The organism is Piscinibacter lacus (assembly GCF_016735685.1).
Classification (GTDB): domain Bacteria; phylum Pseudomonadota; class Gammaproteobacteria; order Burkholderiales; family Burkholderiaceae_C; genus Aquariibacter; species Aquariibacter lacus.
Window position 1 is genome coordinate 1,565,160 of the sequence record NZ_JAERRA010000001.1, and the last position, 18,424, is coordinate 1,583,583.

Here is an 18,424-nt window from a genome sequence, read left to right on the forward strand (position 1 = left end):
TTTGCGCAAACCCGGAATCTTCAGTGTGATTTACGCCATGAAGTTCGGGCTGGATGCTCAAATGAAACAACCCGGCCGGAGCCGGGTTGTCAGGGTCGGGGGCGGGAATCGCGCCCGGGAAATCACTTGTAGCCGACGCGGTCCAGCATCTGCTGCACGGTGATCGCATTGCGGCCGATCACGGCGATCGGCAGAAGCTCTTGCTTGAACGGCCCGAGTGCGTCGAGGGCGGGATTGCCCGCCTTCACCCCGGCGACCACCGGGTACTCATTGTTGCCGTTGGCGAAATAGACCTGGGCGGAATCGCTGGCAAGGTACTCCAGGAACTTGACGGCGGCCTCGCGGTTCTTCGCATGGCGTGCCATCGCGCCCCCGGCAATGTTGATGTGCGTGCCCCAGCTGGCTTGGTTGGGGAAGACCACGCCGACCTTCTCGACCACGGCGCGGTCCTCCGGCTTGGTCGATCGCATCAGTCGCGCCAGGTAGTAGCTGTTGCTCAGGCCGACGCTGCATTCGCCGCTGGCCACGGCCTTGATCTGGTCGGTGTCGCCGCCCTTGGGGTCGCGCGCCATGTTGCCGACCAGGCCTTTCAGCCAGGCCTCGGTCTTTTCCGTGCCCAGGTGATCAAGCATGGCGCCGAACAGCGAGAGGTTATAGGGGTGCGAGCCCGAGCGGGTGCAGACCCGGCCCTTGTTCTTCGCCTCGCCGAGTTCCTCGTAGGTGTCGACGTCGTCGCGCTGGACGCTGGCCTTGTTGTAGACGATCACCCGCGCCCGGGTGGAGTAACCAAACCAGGCCGAACCCTGGCCGCTGTCGGCTCCGCGCAACTTGGCGGGAATGCGCTGGCTGAGCGTGGCCGAGGCCACCGGCTGGAACAGCCCCTCGGCTTCGGCACGCGCCAGGCGGGCAGCATCGACCAGCAGGATCACATCGGCCGGGCTGGCCGCGCCCTCGCTTTTCAGGCGGGCCAGGATGCCGGCATCGTCGGCATCGATGCGGTTGATCTTGATGCCGGTGCTGCGCTCGAAGTCGGCGTAGAGCGCTTCGTCGGTCTGGTAATGCCGTGCGGAATAGAGGTTGAGCTGCGCTTGCTGCGCCATCGCCGAGGCCGTGGTCGTGGCCAGCAGGGCAGCGGCCAGGCCGTGGACGAGGGCGCGGGGGGAGAAGGACATGAGGGCTCCGGGTCGGGTCAGGATGACCGCGATTGTAGAGCCAAACAAGAATGATTCGCGTCCACTATCCGCCAACCCTCGCACAGCGCAGGGGCGGTGCCGCCCCGCGCCTTGCCACCGTCAGGCGCTCGGCGGCACGAAGCCGGCGGGCTGGTCCACGCCCTCGCCGAAGAAGAAGCGCTCCATTTGCCGCGCCAGGTACTGCCGCGCGCGCGCATCGGCCAGATTCAGCCGGTTTTCATTGACGAGCATGGTCTGGTGCTTGAGCCATTGCGCCCAGGCTTCCTTGCTCACACCGGCATAAATCCGTGCACCCAGTTCGCCCGGGTAGGGCGCGTAATCCAGGCCGTCAGCCTCTTTCTTGAGCAGCACACAGTGGACGGTGCGGGCCATCTTGAGATCTCCAGGGTCGAGGGGGCAGAAAAAACAGACCGGTTGGTCGTCGTTGCGACGACCCGGTTCACTTCAGGGGCTTGACCAGCACTTGCGAGCGGCGGTCCCAGTTGTACTTGCGCTTGCGGGCTTCGGGCAGCCAGTCGGGATCGACCGGCACGAAACCCCGCTTGATGAACCAGTGCATGGTCCGGGTGGTCAGCACGAAAATACTGGCCAGTTCCATCGCGCGGGCACGCTGCTCAATTCGCTTGAGAATACGTTCGCCGTCGCCCTGGCCCTGCACATGGTCGCTGACGGTCAGCGCCGCCATTTCGCCGGTGTTGCGCTCGGGATAGGGGTAAAGCGCGGCGCAGCCGAAGATCACGCCGTCGTGCTCGATCACCGTGTAGTGGCCGATGTCGCGCTCGATTTCCGTGCGGTCGCGCTTCACCAGCGTGCCATCCCGCTCGTAGGGCTCGATCAGCTGAAGAATGCCGCCGAGGTCGTCGGCATTCGCCTCGCGCAGGCTCTCCAGTTTCTCGTCGACGATCATGGTGCCGACACCGTCGTGCGTGAAAACTTCCATCAGCAGCGCGCCGTCGACCGCGAAGGGCAGGATGTGCACGCGTTCCACGCCGTGCCGGCAAGCCTTCACCGCATGCTGCAAGTAGAAGGCCGTGTCGGTGGGCTGCACCGGGTTGGGCAGGGCGGCCAGCAGTTTTTCGGCATCGGCCAGGGCCAGTTCCTGGTCGATCTCGGTGTCGTCGGCGGCGGCCACCGCATGGCCGGCCTGGATGGCCACCGCCGCCGGGCCGCGGCCGATCAATTGCGGGATGCCGCGCACCTCGGTCACGAAGAGCAGCTTGTCGGCCTGCAGCGCGATCGCGGCGCTGGTGGCGACGTCTTCCATGCTGAGATTGAAGGCCTCGCCGGTCGGCGAGAAACCGAAGGGCGAGAGCAGCACCATCGCGCCGAAGTCGATCACTCGGCGGATGCCGGCCGCATCGATCTTGCGGACGAAGCCGGTGTGCATGAAATCCAGGCCGTCGACGATGCCGACCGGCCGGGCCGTGATGAAGTTGCCCGACACCACCCGCACCGAGGAGCCGGCCATGGGCGTGTTCGGCAGGCCTTGCGAGAAGGCGGCCTCGATCTCGTAGCGCAATTGGCCGGCGGCTTCCTGCGCGCAGTCCAGCGCCACGGCATCGGTCACCCGCATGCCGTGGCTGAAGCGCGAGGGATGGCCCTTGGCCTGGAGTTGCTCTTCCACCTGCGGCCGGAAACCATGCACCAGCACCACGCGCACGCCCATGGCTTGCAGCAGGGAAAGGTCCTGGGCGAAGTGGGCGAGCTTGCCCGCGGCGATCAGCTCCCCGGCAATGGCCACCACAAAGGTCTTGCCGCGGTGCGCATGGATGTAGGGCGCGACCGAGCGGAACCAGGGGACGAAGGTGTGCGGGAAGACGAGATCCATTGGGGGCGGGAAACAGGCAGCGGGGATTGTGCCGCAGGGGGTTGCCCCGTCCGGGCGGCCGGGTCGGGGCCGCCCGGGATAATCCGCCGCCCGTGAAGACCTTGCCCCCCGACCTTTCCGCCCCCGAGGCGGCCCCCGCCGCCCCGCGCGCCGAGCGCCCGGCCCGCCCGCCGCATCCGCGAGACGCCGCTGCCGCGGCCACCCGCCCCGCGCCCACGCCGCTGCCGCCCATCACCTTTCCCGAAAGCCTGCCGGTTTCGGGCCGGCGCGAGGAGATTGCCGCCGCGATCCGCGACCATCAGGTCGTCATCGTCTGCGGCGAGACCGGCTCGGGCAAGACCACCCAGTTGCCCAAGATCGCGCTGGCCTTGGGCCGCGGCGCCGCCAACGCCCGGCCGGGCGAGCGCCCGCGCCTGATCGGCCACACCCAGCCGCGGCGCATCGCCGCCAGCAGCGTGGCCAAGCGCATCGCCGAGGAGCTGGGCACGCCGCTGGGCGAGGTGGTGGGCTACAAGGTGCGCTTCCAGGATCGGCTGCAGCCCGGGGCCAGCGTCAAGCTGATGACCGACGGCATCCTGCTGGCCGAGACGCAGACCGACCCGCTGCTGCTGGCCTACGACACCCTCATCATCGACGAGGCCCACGAGCGCAGCCTGAACATCGACTTCCTGCTCGGCTACCTGCGGCAGATCCTGCCGAAGCGGCCGGACCTGAAGGTGATCGTCACCTCGGCCACCATCGATGCGGACCGCTTCGCGCGGCACTTTGGAAGCACCCGTCCGGCGCCGGGCCGCCCCAAGCCGGACGGCGCCCCCTCGGGGGGCAGCGACGAGCCGGAGCGAGGAGCGTGGGGGCAGACGTTCGTTCCTGCGCCGGTGCTCACCGTCAGCGGCCGGCTCTACCCGGTCGAGCAGCGCTGGCGGCCGATCTTCGACGACAAGGCCCCGGCGACTGCCAAGCCAGGCGAGGCCCCGAAGAAGCCCGAAGCCAAGCCCGAGCCCAGCGAGCGCCGTGAACCGAAGGACCGCGAGCTGCACGAGGCCATCGCCGACGCGGTCGACGAACTCTGGCGCGGCGGCGCCTCGGCCGGCGGCGACATCCTCGTCTTCCTGCCTGGCGAACGCGAGATCCGCGAGGCCGCCGAGCACCTGCGCAAGCACCTGAGCCACCAGCCCGCGCACCGCGACGCGGACATCCTGCCGCTCTTCGCCCGCCTTTCGGCCGAGGAGCAGGACCGCGTCTTCCACAGCGGCGGGCGCAAACGCATCGTGCTGGCCACCAATGTGGCCGAGACCTCGCTGACGGTGCCCGGCATCCGCTACGTCATCGACACCGGCCTGGCCCGCGTCAAGCGCTACAGCTACCGCAACAAGGTCGAGCAGTTGCTGCTGGAGCCGATCAGCCAGGCGGCAGCCAACCAGCGCGCCGGCCGCTGCGGCCGGGTCGCCAACGGCATCTGCATCCGGCTGTATGACGAGGCCGATTTCAGCGGCCGCTCGCGCTTCACCGACCCGGAGATCCTGCGCAGCTCGCTGGCCGGCGTGATCCTGCGGATGAAGTCGCTCAAGCTGGGCGATGTCGAGGCTTTTCCTTTCCTGGAAGCGCCGCCCAAGAAGGCCATCGTCGACGGCTACGCCCTGCTGGCCGAGCTGGGCGCGGTGGACGAGGCCAACCAGCTCACCGCCATCGGCCGCGAGCTGGCCCGCCTGCCGCTGGACCCGCGCGTGGGCCGCATGATCCTGGCCGCGCGCGAGCGCCAGAGCCTGGCCGAGGTGCTGGTGATCGCCGCCGCGCTTTCGGTGCAGGACGTGCGCGACCGGCCCATCGAGCAGCAGCAGGCTGCCGACGAGAAGCACAAGAAGTTCGACGACGAACGCTCCGAGTTCGTCGGCTTGTTGAAGCTGTGGCAGTTCATCGAGGAAGGCCGCGGCCATGCCCTGGCCGCCCCGGCGGCTACGTCGCCGGCTGCGGAGTCGGCCCCCGGCGCGCGTCGCGTGCCGGCCCTGCCCACGCCTGCCGCGCCCAGCCACAAGCTCAGCCACCGCCAGCAGGAGAACCGGCTGCGTGAGCACTTCATCAGCCCGCGCCGCGTGCGCGAGTGGCGCGACATCCACAGCCAGTTGCTCACAGTCGTCACCGAGCAGGGCTGGCGCCTGAACCCCACGCCGGCCAGCTACGAGCAGATCCACCTGGCGCTGCTGACCGGCCTGCTGGGTAATGTGGGCTGCAAGAGCGAGGACGAAGACTGGTTTCTCGGCGCGCGCGGCATCAAGTTCTGGCGCCATCCCGGCGTGCACCTGAGCAAGAAGCCCGGCCGCTGGATCGTCGCGGCCGAGCTGGTCGAGACCACCCGGCTCTTCGCCCGCGGCCTGGCCGCCATCGACCCGACCTGGCTGCCCCAAGTGGCCGGCCACCTGCTCAAGACCCAGTTGCTGGAACCGCACTGGGAGAAGAAGGCCGCCGAGGTGGTCGCCCTGGAGCGCGCCACCCTCTACGGCCTGGTCGTCTACAACAACAAGCGCGTGAACTATGCGCGCCTCGACCTGCCCGCTGCCCGGCAGATCTTCCTGCGCGAGGCCCTGGTGCAGGGCGAGGTGCCGGCCGACTGGGAGCGCCGCCTGCCCTTCCTGGCCCACAACCGCAAGCTGATCGAGCAGGTCGAGCAGCTGGAGCACAAGGCCCGCCGCCAGGACGTGCTGGTCGACGAGGCCCTGATCGAAGCCTTCTACGAGCAGCACCTGCCCGCCGAGGTGGCCAGCGGCGCCAGCTTCGAGCGCTGGTACCGCGAGGCCGTGCGCGCCAACCCCAGGCTGCTGATGCTCAGCCGCGAGGAGCTGATGCGCCACGAGGCCGCCGGCATCACCACCGCGGCCTTCCCCAAGACCCTGCGCCTGGGCGGCATCGACTGCAAGGTCGACTACCTGCACCAGCCCGGCGACCCCAAGGACGGCGTGACCGTCAGCCTGCCGCTGGTGGCCCTGAACCAGGCCAGCGAGGCCCGCTGCGACTGGCTGGTGCCCGGCATGCTGGAGGCCAAGGTGCTGGCCCTGCTCAAGAGCCTGCCGCAGCGCCCGCGCTCGCGCCTGGTGCCCCTGCCCGCCTTCGCGGCCGAGTTCTGCGAGCTGACGCCCTTCGGCGAAGGCCCGCTGCTCGATGCCCTGCTGGCCGCCGTGCGCGAGCGCAGCCAGCTTGCCGTGCAGAAGGCCGACTTCAAGCTCGACCAGCTCCCGCCGCATCTGTTCATGAACCTGCGCGTGGTGGACGAGCACGGCCGCCAGCTCGGCATGGGCCGTCACCTGGCGGCGCTGAAGGCCGAGTTCGGCGGCCAGGCCCGCCACGCCTTCCAGGCCCTGGCGGCGCTGAAGCTGGCCGGCGCGGTGGCGGCGCCGGCGCCCGAGGCCGCGTCCGCCCCGTCCTCCGCGCCCGCAGGGGCCGCAGTCGCTGGCCCCTCGGCCGGCGGCGCCCGCCGCGTCGCCGCAGCAGCAGCCCCGCCCGCCGCTGCGGCGCCCCCCATGCCTGCTGCCAGCGCCCGCCACACCGCGTGGACCTTCGGCACCCTGCCCGAGCTGATGGAGCTGCGTGAACCCGGCCGTGGCGGCCAGACGCTGATCGGCTTCCCCGCCGTGCTGGACAAGGCCAGCCATGTCGAGATCGCCGTCTTCGACGAGCCCGACACCGCCGCCGCCGCCCACCGCAAGGGCCTGCGCCGCCTCTTCGCCCTGCAGCTCAAGGAGCCGCTGCGCGCGCTGGAGCGCCAGCTTCCCGGCCTGGTCGAAATGGGCGTGGCCTACATGCCGCTGGGCTCAGCCGATGAGCTCAAGGCCATGCTGCTCGGTCTGGCCATCGAGCGCGCATTCCTGGCCGATCCCCTGCCCGCCGACGCTGCGAGCTTCGCCGCCCGCCTGGCCGAAGGCCGGCCGCGCCTGGTGCTGATCGCGCAGGAAGTGGCCCGCCTGGGTCTGACCATCCTGCAGGAACACGCCCTGGCCCTGCGCAAGCTCAAGGACCGCAATCCGCCCAAGGACGTGGCTGAGGACGCCGCCACCCAGCTCGGCCGCCTCGTCGGCAAGCGCTTCCTCGACGACCACCCCTGGACGGCGCTGCAGCACCTGCCGCGCTACCTCAAGGGCGTGCAGCTTCGCCTGGATAAATGCCGCGCCGATCCGCCGCGCGACGCCCAGAAGCTTGCCGAGCTGCGCCCGCTGGAACAGCGCCTGTGGCGCCGCCTGGCCGAGCGCAAGGGCGCCAGCGACGCCCGCCTGCAGGAATACCGCTGGCTGCTGGAGGAACTGCGCATCAGCCTCTTCGCCCAGGAGCTGCGCACCCCGCAGCCGGTCAGCGTCAAGCGCTTGGAAAAGGCCTGGGGGCAGTTGGAGGGGTGAGGGCGCTGGCGCGTACCCCACAATGCCCCCATGTTCTTCAACCTGCCCACCGCCCTCACTTGGGCGCGCATCGTCGCCATCCCGCTGATCGTGGGCCTGTTCTACCTGCCGATCGAGGTGGTCACGCAGAACGTCTGGGCGACCGGGCTGTTCATCGTGGTGGCGCTGACGGACTGGGCCGATGGCTGGCTGGCGCGGCGGATGAACCTGACCTCGTCCTTCGGCGCCTTCCTGGATCCGGTGGCGGACAAGTTCCTGGTCTGCGCGGCCCTGCTGGTGCTGGTGCACCTGGGCCGGCTGCATGCGCTGGTGGCGCTGGTGATCATCGGTCGGGAGATCGCGATCTCCGCGCTGCGTGAATGGATGGCGCAGATCGGCGCCTCGGGCAGCGTGGCGGTGCACATGGTCGGCAAGCTCAAGACGATGGTGCAGATGGTGGCCATCCCCTTCCTGCTCTACGACGGCCGGCTGTTCGACGCGATCGACACGCGCTTCTGGGGCACCTTGCTGATCCTGGTGGCCGCCGCGCTGACGATCTGGTCGATGGTCTATTACCTGCAGAAGGCGCTGCCGGAGATCCGCGCCAAGGCGCGCTGAGGCCGGATGCGCCTTGTCTCCCCGGGCGCCGTCTGGCGCGTCGTGCCGGCGGTCTTCGTGCTGATCTGGAGCACGGGCTTCATCGTCGCGCGCTACGGCATGCCGCATGCCCCGCCGATGGGTTTCCTGAGCTGGCGCTATGCCCTGTCGATCGCCTGCTTCGGCGTCTGGATCGGGCTGAGCGGTGCGCGCTGGCCGCAGGGCCGGGCGGCCTGGGGGCATCTGGCCGTGACCGGCCTCTTGATGCAGGCCGGCTACCTGGGCGGGGTGTGGGCCGCCGTGCGGCTGGGGCTGGGCGCGGGTGCGGTGGCGCTGATCGTCGGCCTGCAGCCGGTGCTGACGGCGCTGTGGCTGGCTTCGCGCGGTGCGCCGGGCGATGGCGGTCGGGTCGCGCCGCTGCAGTGGGCGGGCCTGGCCCTGGGCCTGGCCGGCCTGGCGCTGGTGGTGGGCCGCAAGCTGGGGCAGGGCGAGGTGAACGGGCCCAATCTGCTGATGGCCCTCCTGGCCCTGGCCTCGATCACCGTCGGCACGCTCTACCAGAAGCGATTCGTGGCGCCCTGCGATGCGCGCACCGCCGGCTGCGTGCAGATGCTGGCCGCGCTTGCGGCCACGCTGCCGCTGGCGGCGCTGGAGACGGCGCCCATCGACTGGCATCCAGAGATGGTCGGCGCCCTGGCCTGGTCCGTCCTGGGCCTGACGCTGGGCGCCAGCAGCCTGCTCTACATGATGATCCAGCGCGGCGCGGCCGCCGCGGTGACGAGCTGGCTCTACCTCGTGCCGCCGACCACCGCCCTGATGGCCGCCGTGCTCTTCGGCGAGCCGCTGGGCCTGGACGTGCTGGTCGGCACCGCGCTGACGGCAGCCGGCGTGGCCCTGGTGCAGCGCGCCGCGCGCTGAGGCCCGGCCTGCCCGCGCCGCTTCAGGCTCAGGCCCTGAGCCTGAAGCGCATGCGCCCAGGCATCGCCCCCAGCAGAAGGCCGCCCAGGGCCAGGGCATAGGCCAGGGCATGACCCGGCCCGGCGCGTTCGCCGCCCACCAGCAGGCCCACGGCGGCGGCACTCAGCGGCAGCAGCACGGTGAAGAGGCCGGCGGTGCTCGCCGGCAGCACGCTCAGGCCGCGCATCCACAGCCAGACGGCCAGCACGCTGGCCATCAAGGCATAGGCCAGCAGCCCGGCCCAGGCCCCGGCCGGCACGGCCGCCGCCGGCCAGGCGGGCAGGGCGGCCAGGCCCAGCGGCAGGCAAAGCACCAGGCACCACAGATTGATGCCGGCGGTGATGAAGCGCGGCGCATGGCGCCCGCTCAGGCGCTTGCCCAGCACGGCTTGCAGCGCCTCGCAGCCCAGCGCGCCGAGCAGCAGCGGCAGGCCCCAGGGGTCGGCCGCGGCGCTGGGCCCGGCATGTCGCAGCCAGGCCAGCAGTGCGATGCCGGCACCGCCCAGGGCCACGGCCCCGCCCAGGCGCGGCCCCGGCTTCTCGCCGAGCAGGGCCCAGGCTAGCAGGGCCACCGCGGCCGGCAACGCGGCCATCACCGAGCCGGCCAGCAGCGCGCCGCCGCGCGCCACGCCCTCCAGCATCAGCACCGTGAACAGCACATTGCCGAACAAGGCCTGCACGAAGAGCAGGCGATGCTCGCTGGCGCTGAGCGCCGGCGCCCCGGCCGGCCGCCGCAGCCAAGGCAGCATCAGCAGGCCGGCCAGCAGGAAGCGCAGGCTGGCCAGCACGGCCAGCGGAAACCAGGCCAGCAGCAGCGGTGCCGCGCTCACATAGACCCCCACCAGCAGCATGCTGCCGGCCAGGCTGAAGGCGGCGCCACGCGGGCTGAGCGGGGGGTTCATGGGCGCGGCGGCGCGCGCCCGGCCCGGGCGTGCGGGGCGGGGGGCGATGGGCTGGCGCGTCCGTCCCGGCCCATCAAGCGACTTACGGCGTCCGGCCCGTCCGACCCGCCCGGCCCATCCGGCCCACCCGGCCCACCCGGCCCACCCCGCTCGTCCAGCCCCGCCGGCAGCTCGGGCGGCGTGGCGCCCCAGGCCGCTTCCGGCCACGGCGTCTGCCAGCCGGGCCAGGCGGCCAGGGCCTGCCAGTCGGCATTCCAGGGGGCGTGTAGTGGCGAGGCCAGGTGCAGCCAGCCGCCGTCCGGGTGCGGCAGGCCCAGGGCCTGGGCATGCAGCCACAGCCGCGGCCGGCCCAGGGCGGCGGCCCACCAGCGGTTGTGCTCGCCCTTGCCGTGGGTGGCGTCGCCGACCAGGGGATGGGCCAGGTGCTTCAAGTGGCGGCGGATCTGGTGGCGCCGGCCGCTGCGCGGCCAGGCGGCAACCAGGGCATAGCGGCTTTGCGGATGGCGCGGGTCGGCGCCGCCGTCCACCGCCAGCCGGGCCAGGGGCGCGAAGGCCGTCCAGGCCGGCTGGGCGGGGGCTTCGGGGCCGGCGTCCTCGGGCCGCAGCGGGTGGTCGACGGCCACCGGCCCGGCGGGCCAGCCGCGCACCAAGCCCAGGTAGTGCTTGCGCACCCGGCCTTCCAGGAAGGGCGCCTGCGCCGCCCGCGCCGCGGCGGGCGTGCGGGCCAGCAGCAGCACGCCGGAGGTGCCGCGGTCCAGCCGGTGCACCGGCAGCAGCCAGGCGCCAAGCTGGGCCTTGAGCCGGCGCTGCACGGTGTCGGTGTTGGCGGCATCGAGCGGGCTGCGGTGCACCAGCAGGCCGGCCGGCTTGTGCACGGCCAGCCAGTCGCCGGCCTCGTGCAGCACGGTCAGCGGGGCGGTGTCCGCGCCGTCGTGGCCGATGGGGTTCATGCGCCGCCAGCGGGCAGGCCGCTCGCCGGGTCCACGCCATCAAGGTAGAGCCAGCGGCCGTCCACCCGCAGGAAGCGGCTGCGCTCATGCAGCCGGTGCGCCCGGCCGCCAAGCTTGCTGCGGGCGATGAACTCGACCTCGGCCGCATCGGGCCCGGTGCTGCGCGCGGCCTTCACGCTCAGGCCCAGCCAGCGCAGGCCGGGGGGATCGGGCTCCAGCGCGGCGGGCCGGGTGTCGTGGTGCCAGGTGGCCAGCAGCTCCTCGCGGCGGCCGAGCACGAAGGCGCTGTAGCGCGAGCGCATGAGGCTGGCCGCATCGGGCGCCTGGCCGCAGCCGGCGCCGTGGTAGCGGCCGCAGCAGTCGGCATAGCGGCGGCCGGCGGCGCCGAGGTCGCAAGGGCAGGGCGCCGCAGCGGCAAGCGGGGCCGGCGCGGCGGCGGCAGGGGCGGGCGGAGGGGCCATGGGGTCGAGGATGCCATGCAGCCGGCGCGCGCCGCGCGGCCCTGCGCCGCACCGGGTCCCGGTGGTAGCCTTTCGCCGGATCGGAACCGGACCTTCCATGCTGCTGCTGCTTTCCCCCGCCAAATCCCTGGACTACGAAACGCCCGAGCCGCCCGGCCTGGCCCACACCCTGCCGGCCTTTCGCGACGAGGCGGCCGAGCTGATCGAGCTGCTGCGTCCGCTGGATGCCGCCCAGGTGGCCGCGCTGATGGACCTCAGCGAGCCGCTGGCCGCGCTGAATGTCGGTCGCTTCGGCGCCTGGTCGAGCCGCTTCACCGCCGCCAACAGCAAGGCCGCCGTGCTGGCCTTCAACGGCGATGTCTACGAAGGCTTGCAGGCGACGAGCCTGGGTGCGGACGACTTGGCCTGGGCGCAGCAGCACCTGCGCATCCTGTCGGGCCTCTACGGCCTGCTGCGACCGCTGGACCGGCTGCAGCCCTACCGCCTGGAGATGGGCACCCGCCTGTCCAACCCGCGTGGCAAGGATCTCTATGCCTGGTGGGGGCCGCGCCTGGCCGAGGCCCTGGACCGTCAGCTTGCCAAGGATGCGCAGCCCCTGATCGTCAACCTGGCCTCGGAGGAGTACTTCAAGGCCGTGCCGCGCAAGGCCCTGAAGGCCCGCGTCGTGCACTGCGTGTTCGAGGAATGGAAGCCGGCGGGCTGGAAGATCGTCAGCTTCTATGCCAAGCGCGCACGCGGCCTGATGGCCCGCCACGCGATCCGCCAGCGCGCGAGCGAGCTGGACACGCTGCGCAGCTTCGCCGACGAGGGCTATGCCTTCGACCCGGCCGCCAGCGACGAGGAACGCCTCGTCTTCCGCCGCCGCAGCGCGGCCTGAAGCCTGCGCGCCTGCCCCGCGCCCGGTCCACGATGAAGCAGCCCCTGACCCCTGCCATCCGCCGCTGGATCGCTGAACAGGCCGCCGCCGGCCACAGCATCGCCACCCTGCAAGCCGCGATGGAGCAGACCGGCTGGCAGCCCGAGACCGCGCGCGAGGCGCTCAAGGCCGTGCTGGGCGCGGCAGTGGTCGCCGGCCTGAAGCAGCTGGCCGAGGCGCCGGTGCCGGCGCCTGCACCGGCCGACCCGGACGGTCGCGCCGGCCCCGGCTTCAGCGGCACGCCCGGGGCGCTGCCCGAGCCGGCGCTGGAGGACGATCCGCCCAGCCTCTGGGCCGGCGACCGCGAGGTCGGCGTGGTGGTGGCCATGCGCCAGCCGCGCATCGTCGTCTTCGAAGACCTGCTCGACGCGGCCGAGTGCGAGGAGATCATCGCCCGCGCCCGCGACCGCCTGGCCCGCTCGCACACCGTGGCTGTGGCCACCGGCGACAGCGAGGTCAATGCCGCGCGCACCAGCGAGGGCATGTTCTTCGGCCGCGGCGAGCATCCGGTCTGCGCCCGCATCGAGGCGCGGCTGGCCGCCCTGCTGCGCTGGCCGGTCGAGCGCGGCGAGGGCTTGCAGGTGCTGCGCTATGCGCCGGGCGCACAGTACAAGCCGCACTACGACTATTTCGACCCCGCCCAGCCCGGCACGCCGGGCATCCTCAAGCGCGGAGGCCAGCGCCTGGCCACGGTGGTGATGTACCTCAACACGCCGACCCGCGGCGGCGCGACCACCTTCCCCGATGTGAAGCTCCAGGTGGCGCCGCGCCGCGGCCATGCCGTCTTCTTCAGCTACGACCGGCCGCATCCCGCCACCCAGACCCTGCACGGCGGCGCGCCGGTGCTTGAAGGCGAGAAATGGGTGGCGACCAAGTGGCTGCGCGCGGGCCGCTTCGACTGAAGCGCCGGGCGCCGGCCTGAACGCCCCCGGCTTCGTCCCCACGGCCGGGCTCGCTCCTTGCGGGTGGGCCGCAACAGACCCTGTCATGCCCGGGCCTTGCCGCGCGGGCAAGCTGCCGGCCCGGGCCCCGACCCCCCCGCCCGCACCATGACCATCCGCAACCTCGACAAGCTGCTCCATCCGCGTTCGGTGCTGCTGATCGGGCCGCTGGCCGATGCCGCCCCGGCCGGCCCCGAGACCCGCCATGCCCGCAGCCTGTGGCGCAATCTGCGCAGCGGCGGCTTCCGCGGCCCCTGCCTGGCCCTGGACCCGGCCGGCGGCCTGCTCGATGGCCAGCCCCTGCCGAGCCAGCTGGAGGATCTGCCCGCCGGCCTGGACCTGGCCCTGCTGTGCACCCCGCCCGCCGAGCTGGCCGACTGGGTGCGCGCCCTCGGCGCACGCGGCACCCGGGCGGTGATCGTCAGCGGCGGCAACCCCAGCCCGGCTCAGCGCCAGGCCGCGCTGGAGGCGGCCCGGCCGCATCAGCTCCGCCTGCTCGGCCCCAACGGCCTGGGCCTGCAATCGCCGGCCCTGGGCCTGAATGCGAGTGCCGCCCCCACCCAGGCGCTGCCGGGGCACATCGCCTTCATCTCGCAGTCCGGCACCCTGGTCAGCGCGATGCTGGACTGGGCCAAGTCGCGCAACTTCGGCTTCTCGCACCTGGTGTCGATCGGCGAGCGCATGGATGTGGATGCCGCCGACTTGCTGGACCAGTTCGCCATCGAGGGCCGCACCCGCGCCATCCTGCTCTACCTGGAATCCATCGACCAGCCGCGCAAGTTCATGTCGGCCGCGCGGGCGGCTGCGCGCGGCAAGCCGGTGATCGTCGTCAAGGCCGGCCGCAGCCCGGCCGGGCAGCAGGCGGCGATCTCGCACACCGGCCAGCTCAGCGGGGCCGACATCGTCTTCGATGCCGCCATCCGCCGCGCCGGCATGCTGCGGGTCGACACGCTGCAAGAGCTCTTCCTGGCCGCGCAGACCCTGTCGCAGCTTCACGGCCACCTGCGCGAGCGGCTGACCGTGCTGACCAATGGCGGCGGGGCCGGCGTGATCGCCGCCGATGCAGCCGAGCGGCACGGCGTGCCGCTGCATGCGCCGGATGCCGCGCTGCACGCGCGCCTGGCGCCGCTGCTGCCGGCGGGGGCGGGCCTCGGCAACCCGGTCGATCTCGGCTCGGATGCGGACGCTGCCCGCCAGGCCGCGGCGCTTGAGGCCCTGCTCGACGATCCCGAGACCGGCTCCGTGCTGCTTCTGCATGCCCCGGCGGCCGGCATCGACGCCACCGCCCTGGCCGAGGCCCTGCTGCAAGCGGCGCGCCGCCACCCGGGCCGTGTGCTGGGCTGCTGGCTGGGCGGCACGGCGATGGACGAGGCGCGCTCGCGCTTCACCGCCGCCGGCATCCCCGACCATGCGACGCCCGAGGATGCGGTGCGCGCCCTGGCCATGCTGCGCACCTGGCGCGAGAACCAGGCGGCGCTGATCGAGACGCCTGGCCTGGTGCAGATCGCTGCGCCGCAGCGCGAGCGCGCGCAGGCCGTGATCGACCGTGCCCTGGCCGAGGGCCGCGAGCTGCTCGACGACGAGGAGGCCATGGCCTTGCTGCAGGCCTATGGCGTGGCCGTCGTCGCCACGCGGCGCGTCGCGCCCGAGGTGGGCGCGGTGCTGGCCGCGGCGCAGTCCATCGGCTACCCGGTGGTGCTGAAGATTGCCTCGCGCGACATCGTGCACAAGTCCGACGTCGGTGGCGTGGTGCTGGGCCTGCACGATCCGCAGGAGCTGGAGGCCGCCGTGGCGGCGCTGCTCGGTCGGGTGCGGGCGCGGGCGCCGCAGGCCCGCATCGATGCGCTGACCGTGCAGGCCATGGTGCGGCGGCCGCATGCGCAGGAGCTGATCGTCGGCGCCAGCATCGACCCGCTGTTCGGCCCGGTGCTGCTCTTCGGCGCCGGCGGCACGGCGGTCGAGGTGCTGGCCGACCGCGCCGTGGCGCTGCCACCGCTCAATCGCGCGCTGGCTGCCGACCTGGTGCGGCGCACCCGGGTCGCGCGCCTGCTGGCCGGCTACCGCGACCATCCGCCCGCCCGGCTGGAGGCGGTCTACGACACCCTGATCGCCGTGGCCCGCCTGGTGGCCGAGCTGCCGGCCCTGGCCGAGCTGGACCTGAATCCGGTGCTGGCCGATGCCGACGGCGCCCTGGCGGTGGATGTGCGGGTGCGCCTTTCCGCCGCCCGGCCCGGCGGCCGGGAGCATTTCGCGATCCGGCCCTATCCGAGCGCGTGGGTGCAGACGGTTGCCTGGCGCGGCCGGAACCTCGTCGTGCGCCCGATCCGGCCCGAGGACGAGGCCGCGCACAGCGACTTCATCCAGAGCCTGGACCCGACCGACCGCCGCATGCGCTTCTTCAGCACGCGGCGCAGCGCCTTCGCGCATGTCGAGCTGGCGCGGATGACGCAGATCGACTACGCGCGGGAGATGGCCTTCATCGCCAGCACCGACCCCGATCCGGCCAGGGCCCAGACCCTGGGCGTCGTGCGCGCCATCACCGACCCGGACAACCAGGCGGCCGAATACGCCATCGTCATCCGATCCGAGCTGAAGGGCACGGGCCTGGGCCGGCTGCTGATGATGCGCATCATCGACTACGTGCGCAGCCGCGGCACGCGGCGCATCGTCGGCGAGGTGCTGCGCGAGAACCGGCCCATGCTCAAGCTGCTGGCGCAGCTCGGCTTCCAGGCCGAGCACGATCCCGACGACGAGGATCTGATGCGTGTCCGCCTGGAACTGGACGGCCCTGCGGCCCCGGCGCCCTGAACTTGGAGCGAGCCGCGGGCCGGCGTACCCGGGAGGCCATTGCCTGTTTCAATCGCCGCCTTTTTTTCTATCCATCGCGGCAATGCTGCGGCGCAGCTACGATTCGTCGGGTGGGGTTTTTAGTCAACCCGCTTTCACCACCCATCCACCGGAAATCCTCATGTCCCTGATCAACACCCCCGTTCAGCCCTTCAAGACCCAGGCCTTCCACAACGGCAAGTTCATCACCGTCACCGAGGAAAGCCTCAAGGGCAAGTGGTCGGTCCTGATCTTCATGCCGGCGGCCTTCACCTTCAACTGCCCGACCGAGATCGAGGACGCTGCCGACAACTACGCCGCCTTCCAGGCCGCGGGCGCCGAGGTCTACATCGTCACCACCGACACGCACTTCTCGCACAAGGTGTGGCACGAGACCTCGCCGGCCGTCGGCAAGGCCAAGTTCCCGCTGGTCGGCGACCCGGCCCATGTGCTGAGCAAGGCCTTCGACGTGCTGATCCCGGAAGACGGCCTGGCCTACCGCGGCACCTTCGTGATCAACCCGGACGGCATCATCAAGACCGCCGAAGTCCACAGCAACGAGATCGCCCGCGACGTGGCCGAGACCCTGCGCAAGCTGAAGGCCGCCCAGTACACCGCCGCCAACCCCGGCCAGGTCTGCCCGGCCAAGTGGAAGGAAGGCGCCAAGACCCTGACGCCTTCGCTGGACCTCGTCGGCAAGATCTGATGCGGGCCGTCCCCCTGCCTGCGCAGGGGGGCCGTCTCGGCCAGGCCCGAAGCCTCCGGTTTCGGGCCCGACGCAAGCGGCAGCAGAGGTCGACGGTCTCGCTGCCCCTCCCAAGCCCGGCCCGGTGCCCCTCCCGGGGCGCTCGGCCGGGCTTGCCGTTTCCGAATGTTCATCGACCTCGCCCCCGTGGCGCGGGTCTTCAAGGAGAACCACGATGTTGGACGCCCAACTGACCGCTCAGCTTCAGGCCTACCTCGAACGGGTCACGCAGCCGTTCGAGATCGTGTCCAGCCTGGACGACAGCGCCGGTGCGCAGGAAATGCGCGAGCTGATCGAACAGGTCGCTGCCCTGTCGGACAAGATCAGCCTGCGCCATGACGGCCAGGCCACGCGCAAGCCGTCCTTCCGCCTGAATCGCATCGGCCAGGACATGGGCGTCGAGTTCGCCGCCGTGCCCATGGGCCACGAGTTCACCTCGCTGGTGCTGGCCCTGCTGTGGGTGGGCGGCCATCCGCCCAAGGTCGAGCCCGAGGTGATCGAACAGATCCGCGCGCTGGACGGCGACTTCCGCTTCGAAGTCTTCATGTCCCTTTCGTGCCACAACTGCCCGGACGTCGTGCAGGCGCTGACGCTGATGGCCGTGCTCAATCCCAAGGTGCGCACGGTGGTGGTCGACGGCGCGCTCTTCCAGGCCGAGATGGAGGAACGCCAGGTCATGGCGGTGCCGACCGTGCTGCTCAACGGCAAGCCCTTCGGCAGCGGGCGCATGGGCCTGGAGGAAATCCTTGCCAAGGTCGACACCGGCGCGGCGGCCCGCGAAGCGGCCAAGCTCAGCGAGCAAGCGCCCTATGAGGTGCTGGTGGTGGGGGGCGGCCCGGCCGGCGCGGCCGCGGCCGTGTATGCGGCCCGCAAGGGCATCCGCACCGGCGTGGTGGCCGAGCGCTTCGGCGGCCAGACGCTCGACACCCTGGCCATCGAGAACTACATCTCGGTGCTGGAGACCGACGGCCCGAAGTTCGCCGCCGCGCTGGAACAGCATGTGCGCGCCTACGAGGTCGAGATCATGAACGGCCAGCGCGTCGAGCAGCTCAGCCCGGCGTCCGAGCCCGGCGGCCTGATCGGCGTGAAGCTGGCCAATGGCGCCGAGCTGAAGGCTCGCAGCCTGATCCTGTCGACCGGCGCGCGCTGGCGCAATGTCAACGTGCCGGGCGAGGACGAATACCGCAACCGCGGCGTGGCCTACTGCCCGCACTGTGACGGCCCGCTGTTCAAGGGCAAGAAGGTCGCGGTGATCGGCGGCGGCAACTCGGGCGTCGAGGCGGCCATCGACCTGGCCGGCCTGGTCCAGCACGTCACGCTCATCGAGTTTGCTGAGCAACTGCGTGCCGATGCGGTGCTGGTGCGCAAGCTCGAAAGCCTGCCCAATGTGAGCATCGTCAAGCATGCCCAGACCACCGAGATCCACGGCGACGGCAAGAAGGTCACCGCGCTCAGCTACACCGACCGCGGCACCGGAAAGGCCCACACCGTGGAGCTGGCCGGCGTCTTCGTGCAGATCGGCCTGGTGCCCAACACCGAATGGCTCAAGGGCACGGTCGAGCTGAGCCGCTACGGCGAGATCCTCGTCGACCCGCGCGGCGCGACCTCGGTGCCCGGCGTGTTCGCGGCCGGCGACGCGACCACCGTGCCCTACAAGCAGATCATCATCGCGACCGGCGATGGCGCGAAGGCGGCCCTGGGCGCCTTCGACTACCTGATCCGCGGCGGCGCGGCGCACTGAAGCGGAG

The 18,424-nt window shown here is 71.7% G+C and carries 14 protein-coding genes; 8 read left to right on the forward strand and 6 right to left on the reverse strand.

The genetic code is table 11. The annotated features are described in order from the left end of the window. Nucleotides 1-122: 122 nt before the first annotated feature. The 3 genes from JI742_RS07155 to argA all read right to left on the reverse strand — a co-directional run bounded on the left by JI742_RS07155 (nucleotide 123) and on the right by argA (nucleotide 3,021). Nucleotides 123-1,172, reverse strand: coding sequence for an extracellular solute-binding protein (locus tag JI742_RS07155; RefSeq protein WP_201825069.1), 1,050 nt, complete (start codon nucleotides 1,170-1,172; stop codon nucleotides 123-125). A gap of 120 nt (nucleotides 1,173-1,292) precedes the next feature. Continuing rightward, nucleotides 1,293-1,565, reverse strand: a complete 273-nt coding sequence (locus JI742_RS07160) for an oxidative damage protection protein (RefSeq protein ID WP_201825071.1) — start codon at nucleotides 1,563-1,565, stop codon at nucleotides 1,293-1,295. 67 nt (nucleotides 1,566-1,632) lie between these two features. Further along, the gene (gene argA / locus JI742_RS07165; protein ID WP_201825072.1) at nucleotides 1,633-3,021 is read right to left on the reverse strand and encodes an amino-acid N-acetyltransferase; all 1,389 of its coding nucleotides are present in this window, start codon (nucleotides 3,019-3,021) and stop codon (nucleotides 1,633-1,635) included. Between the two features lie 92 nt (nucleotides 3,022-3,113). Between argA and hrpA the strand changes: the two genes are divergently transcribed. The 3 genes from hrpA to JI742_RS07180 are packed head-to-tail and all read left to right on the forward strand — an operon-like array spanning nucleotide 3,114 to nucleotide 8,897. Beyond that, on the forward strand, nucleotides 3,114-7,403 hold the full coding sequence (hrpA, locus tag JI742_RS07170) for an ATP-dependent RNA helicase HrpA (protein ID WP_434057635.1): 4,290 nt from the start codon (nucleotides 3,114-3,116) through the stop codon (nucleotides 7,401-7,403). 30 nt (nucleotides 7,404-7,433) lie between these two features. Continuing rightward, complete coding sequence (gene pgsA / locus JI742_RS07175) at nucleotides 7,434-8,000, forward strand: CDP-diacylglycerol--glycerol-3-phosphate 3-phosphatidyltransferase (RefSeq protein WP_201825074.1); 567 nt, start codon at nucleotides 7,434-7,436, stop codon at nucleotides 7,998-8,000. A 6-nt stretch (nucleotides 8,001-8,006) separates the two neighbouring features. After that, nucleotides 8,007-8,897, forward strand: a complete 891-nt coding sequence (locus JI742_RS07180; RefSeq protein ID WP_201825075.1) for a DMT family transporter — start codon at nucleotides 8,007-8,009, stop codon at nucleotides 8,895-8,897. A 28-nt stretch (nucleotides 8,898-8,925) separates the two neighbouring features. On the opposite strand, the gene JI742_RS07185 is transcribed toward JI742_RS07180, so the two are convergent. Genes JI742_RS07185 through JI742_RS07195 form a run of 3 tightly spaced genes read right to left on the reverse strand, consistent with a single transcriptional unit; the run spans nucleotide 8,926 to nucleotide 11,248 of the window. Then, nucleotides 8,926-9,837 (reverse strand): DMT family transporter, encoded by a 912-nt coding sequence (locus JI742_RS07185; RefSeq protein ID WP_201825076.1) that lies wholly within the window; start codon nucleotides 9,835-9,837, stop codon nucleotides 8,926-8,928. Next, the gene (locus JI742_RS07190) at nucleotides 9,834-10,787 is read right to left on the reverse strand and encodes a pseudouridine synthase (RefSeq protein WP_201825077.1); all 954 of its coding nucleotides are present in this window, start codon (nucleotides 10,785-10,787) and stop codon (nucleotides 9,834-9,836) included. Before JI742_RS07190 ends, JI742_RS07185 begins: the two co-directional genes overlap by 4 nt. Next, entirely contained in the window at nucleotides 10,784-11,248 is a 465-nt protein-coding gene (locus JI742_RS07195; RefSeq protein ID WP_201825078.1) for a YchJ family protein, read from the reverse strand. The genes JI742_RS07190 and JI742_RS07195 overlap by 4 nt, the downstream gene beginning before the upstream one ends. 97 nt (nucleotides 11,249-11,345) lie before the next feature. Between JI742_RS07195 and yaaA the strand changes: the two genes are divergently transcribed. From yaaA to ahpF, 5 genes are all read left to right on the forward strand, one after another. Continuing rightward, entirely contained in the window at nucleotides 11,346-12,125 is a 780-nt protein-coding gene (gene yaaA, locus JI742_RS07200) for a peroxide stress protein YaaA (protein ID WP_201825079.1), read from the forward strand. Nucleotides 12,126-12,157: 32 nt separating this feature from the next. After that, the gene (locus tag JI742_RS07205; protein ID WP_201825081.1) at nucleotides 12,158-13,066 is read left to right on the forward strand and encodes a 2OG-Fe(II) oxygenase; all 909 of its coding nucleotides are present in this window, start codon (nucleotides 12,158-12,160) and stop codon (nucleotides 13,064-13,066) included. 147 nt (nucleotides 13,067-13,213) lie between these two features. Continuing rightward, entirely contained in the window at nucleotides 13,214-15,913 is a 2,700-nt protein-coding gene (locus tag JI742_RS07210; RefSeq protein ID WP_201825083.1) for a bifunctional acetate--CoA ligase family protein/GNAT family N-acetyltransferase, read from the forward strand. A 160-nt stretch (nucleotides 15,914-16,073) separates the two neighbouring features. Further along, complete coding sequence (gene ahpC / locus JI742_RS07215) at nucleotides 16,074-16,637, forward strand: alkyl hydroperoxide reductase subunit C (protein WP_201825084.1); 564 nt, start codon at nucleotides 16,074-16,076, stop codon at nucleotides 16,635-16,637. Nucleotides 16,638-16,851: 214 nt separating this feature from the next. After that, the gene (ahpF, locus tag JI742_RS07220) at nucleotides 16,852-18,417 is read left to right on the forward strand and encodes an alkyl hydroperoxide reductase subunit F (RefSeq protein ID WP_201825085.1); all 1,566 of its coding nucleotides are present in this window, start codon (nucleotides 16,852-16,854) and stop codon (nucleotides 18,415-18,417) included. Nucleotides 18,418-18,424: the final 7 nt, after the last annotated feature.

Coding starts and splice junctions, on each gene's coding strand:
- JI742_RS07210 (WP_201825083.1), top strand. CDS start 13,214: ATGACCATCCGCAACCTCGACAAGCTGCTCCATCCGCGTTCGGTGCTG.
- ahpC (WP_201825084.1), top strand. CDS start 16,074: ATGTCCCTGATCAACACCCCCGTTCAGCCCTTCAAGACCCAGGCCTTC.
- yaaA (WP_201825079.1), top strand. CDS start 11,346: ATGCTGCTGCTGCTTTCCCCCGCCAAATCCCTGGACTACGAAACGCCC.
- JI742_RS07205 (WP_201825081.1), top strand. CDS start 12,158: ATGAAGCAGCCCCTGACCCCTGCCATCCGCCGCTGGATCGCTGAACAG.
- JI742_RS07190 (WP_201825077.1), bottom strand. CDS start 10,787: ATGAACCCCATCGGCCACGACGGCGCGGACACCGCCCCGCTGACCGTG.
- JI742_RS07160 (WP_201825071.1), bottom strand. CDS start 1,565: ATGGCCCGCACCGTCCACTGTGTGCTGCTCAAGAAAGAGGCTGACGGC.
- ahpF (WP_201825085.1), top strand. CDS start 16,852: ATGTTGGACGCCCAACTGACCGCTCAGCTTCAGGCCTACCTCGAACGG.
- pgsA (WP_201825074.1), top strand. CDS start 7,434: ATGTTCTTCAACCTGCCCACCGCCCTCACTTGGGCGCGCATCGTCGCC.
- JI742_RS07195 (WP_201825078.1), bottom strand. CDS start 11,248: ATGGCCCCTCCGCCCGCCCCTGCCGCCGCCGCGCCGGCCCCGCTTGCC.
- argA (WP_201825072.1), bottom strand. CDS start 3,021: ATGGATCTCGTCTTCCCGCACACCTTCGTCCCCTGGTTCCGCTCGGTC.
- JI742_RS07180 (WP_201825075.1), top strand. CDS start 8,007: ATGCGCCTTGTCTCCCCGGGCGCCGTCTGGCGCGTCGTGCCGGCGGTC.
- JI742_RS07155 (WP_201825069.1), bottom strand. CDS start 1,172: ATGTCCTTCTCCCCCCGCGCCCTCGTCCACGGCCTGGCCGCTGCCCTG.
- JI742_RS07185 (WP_201825076.1), bottom strand. CDS start 9,837: ATGAACCCCCCGCTCAGCCCGCGTGGCGCCGCCTTCAGCCTGGCCGGC.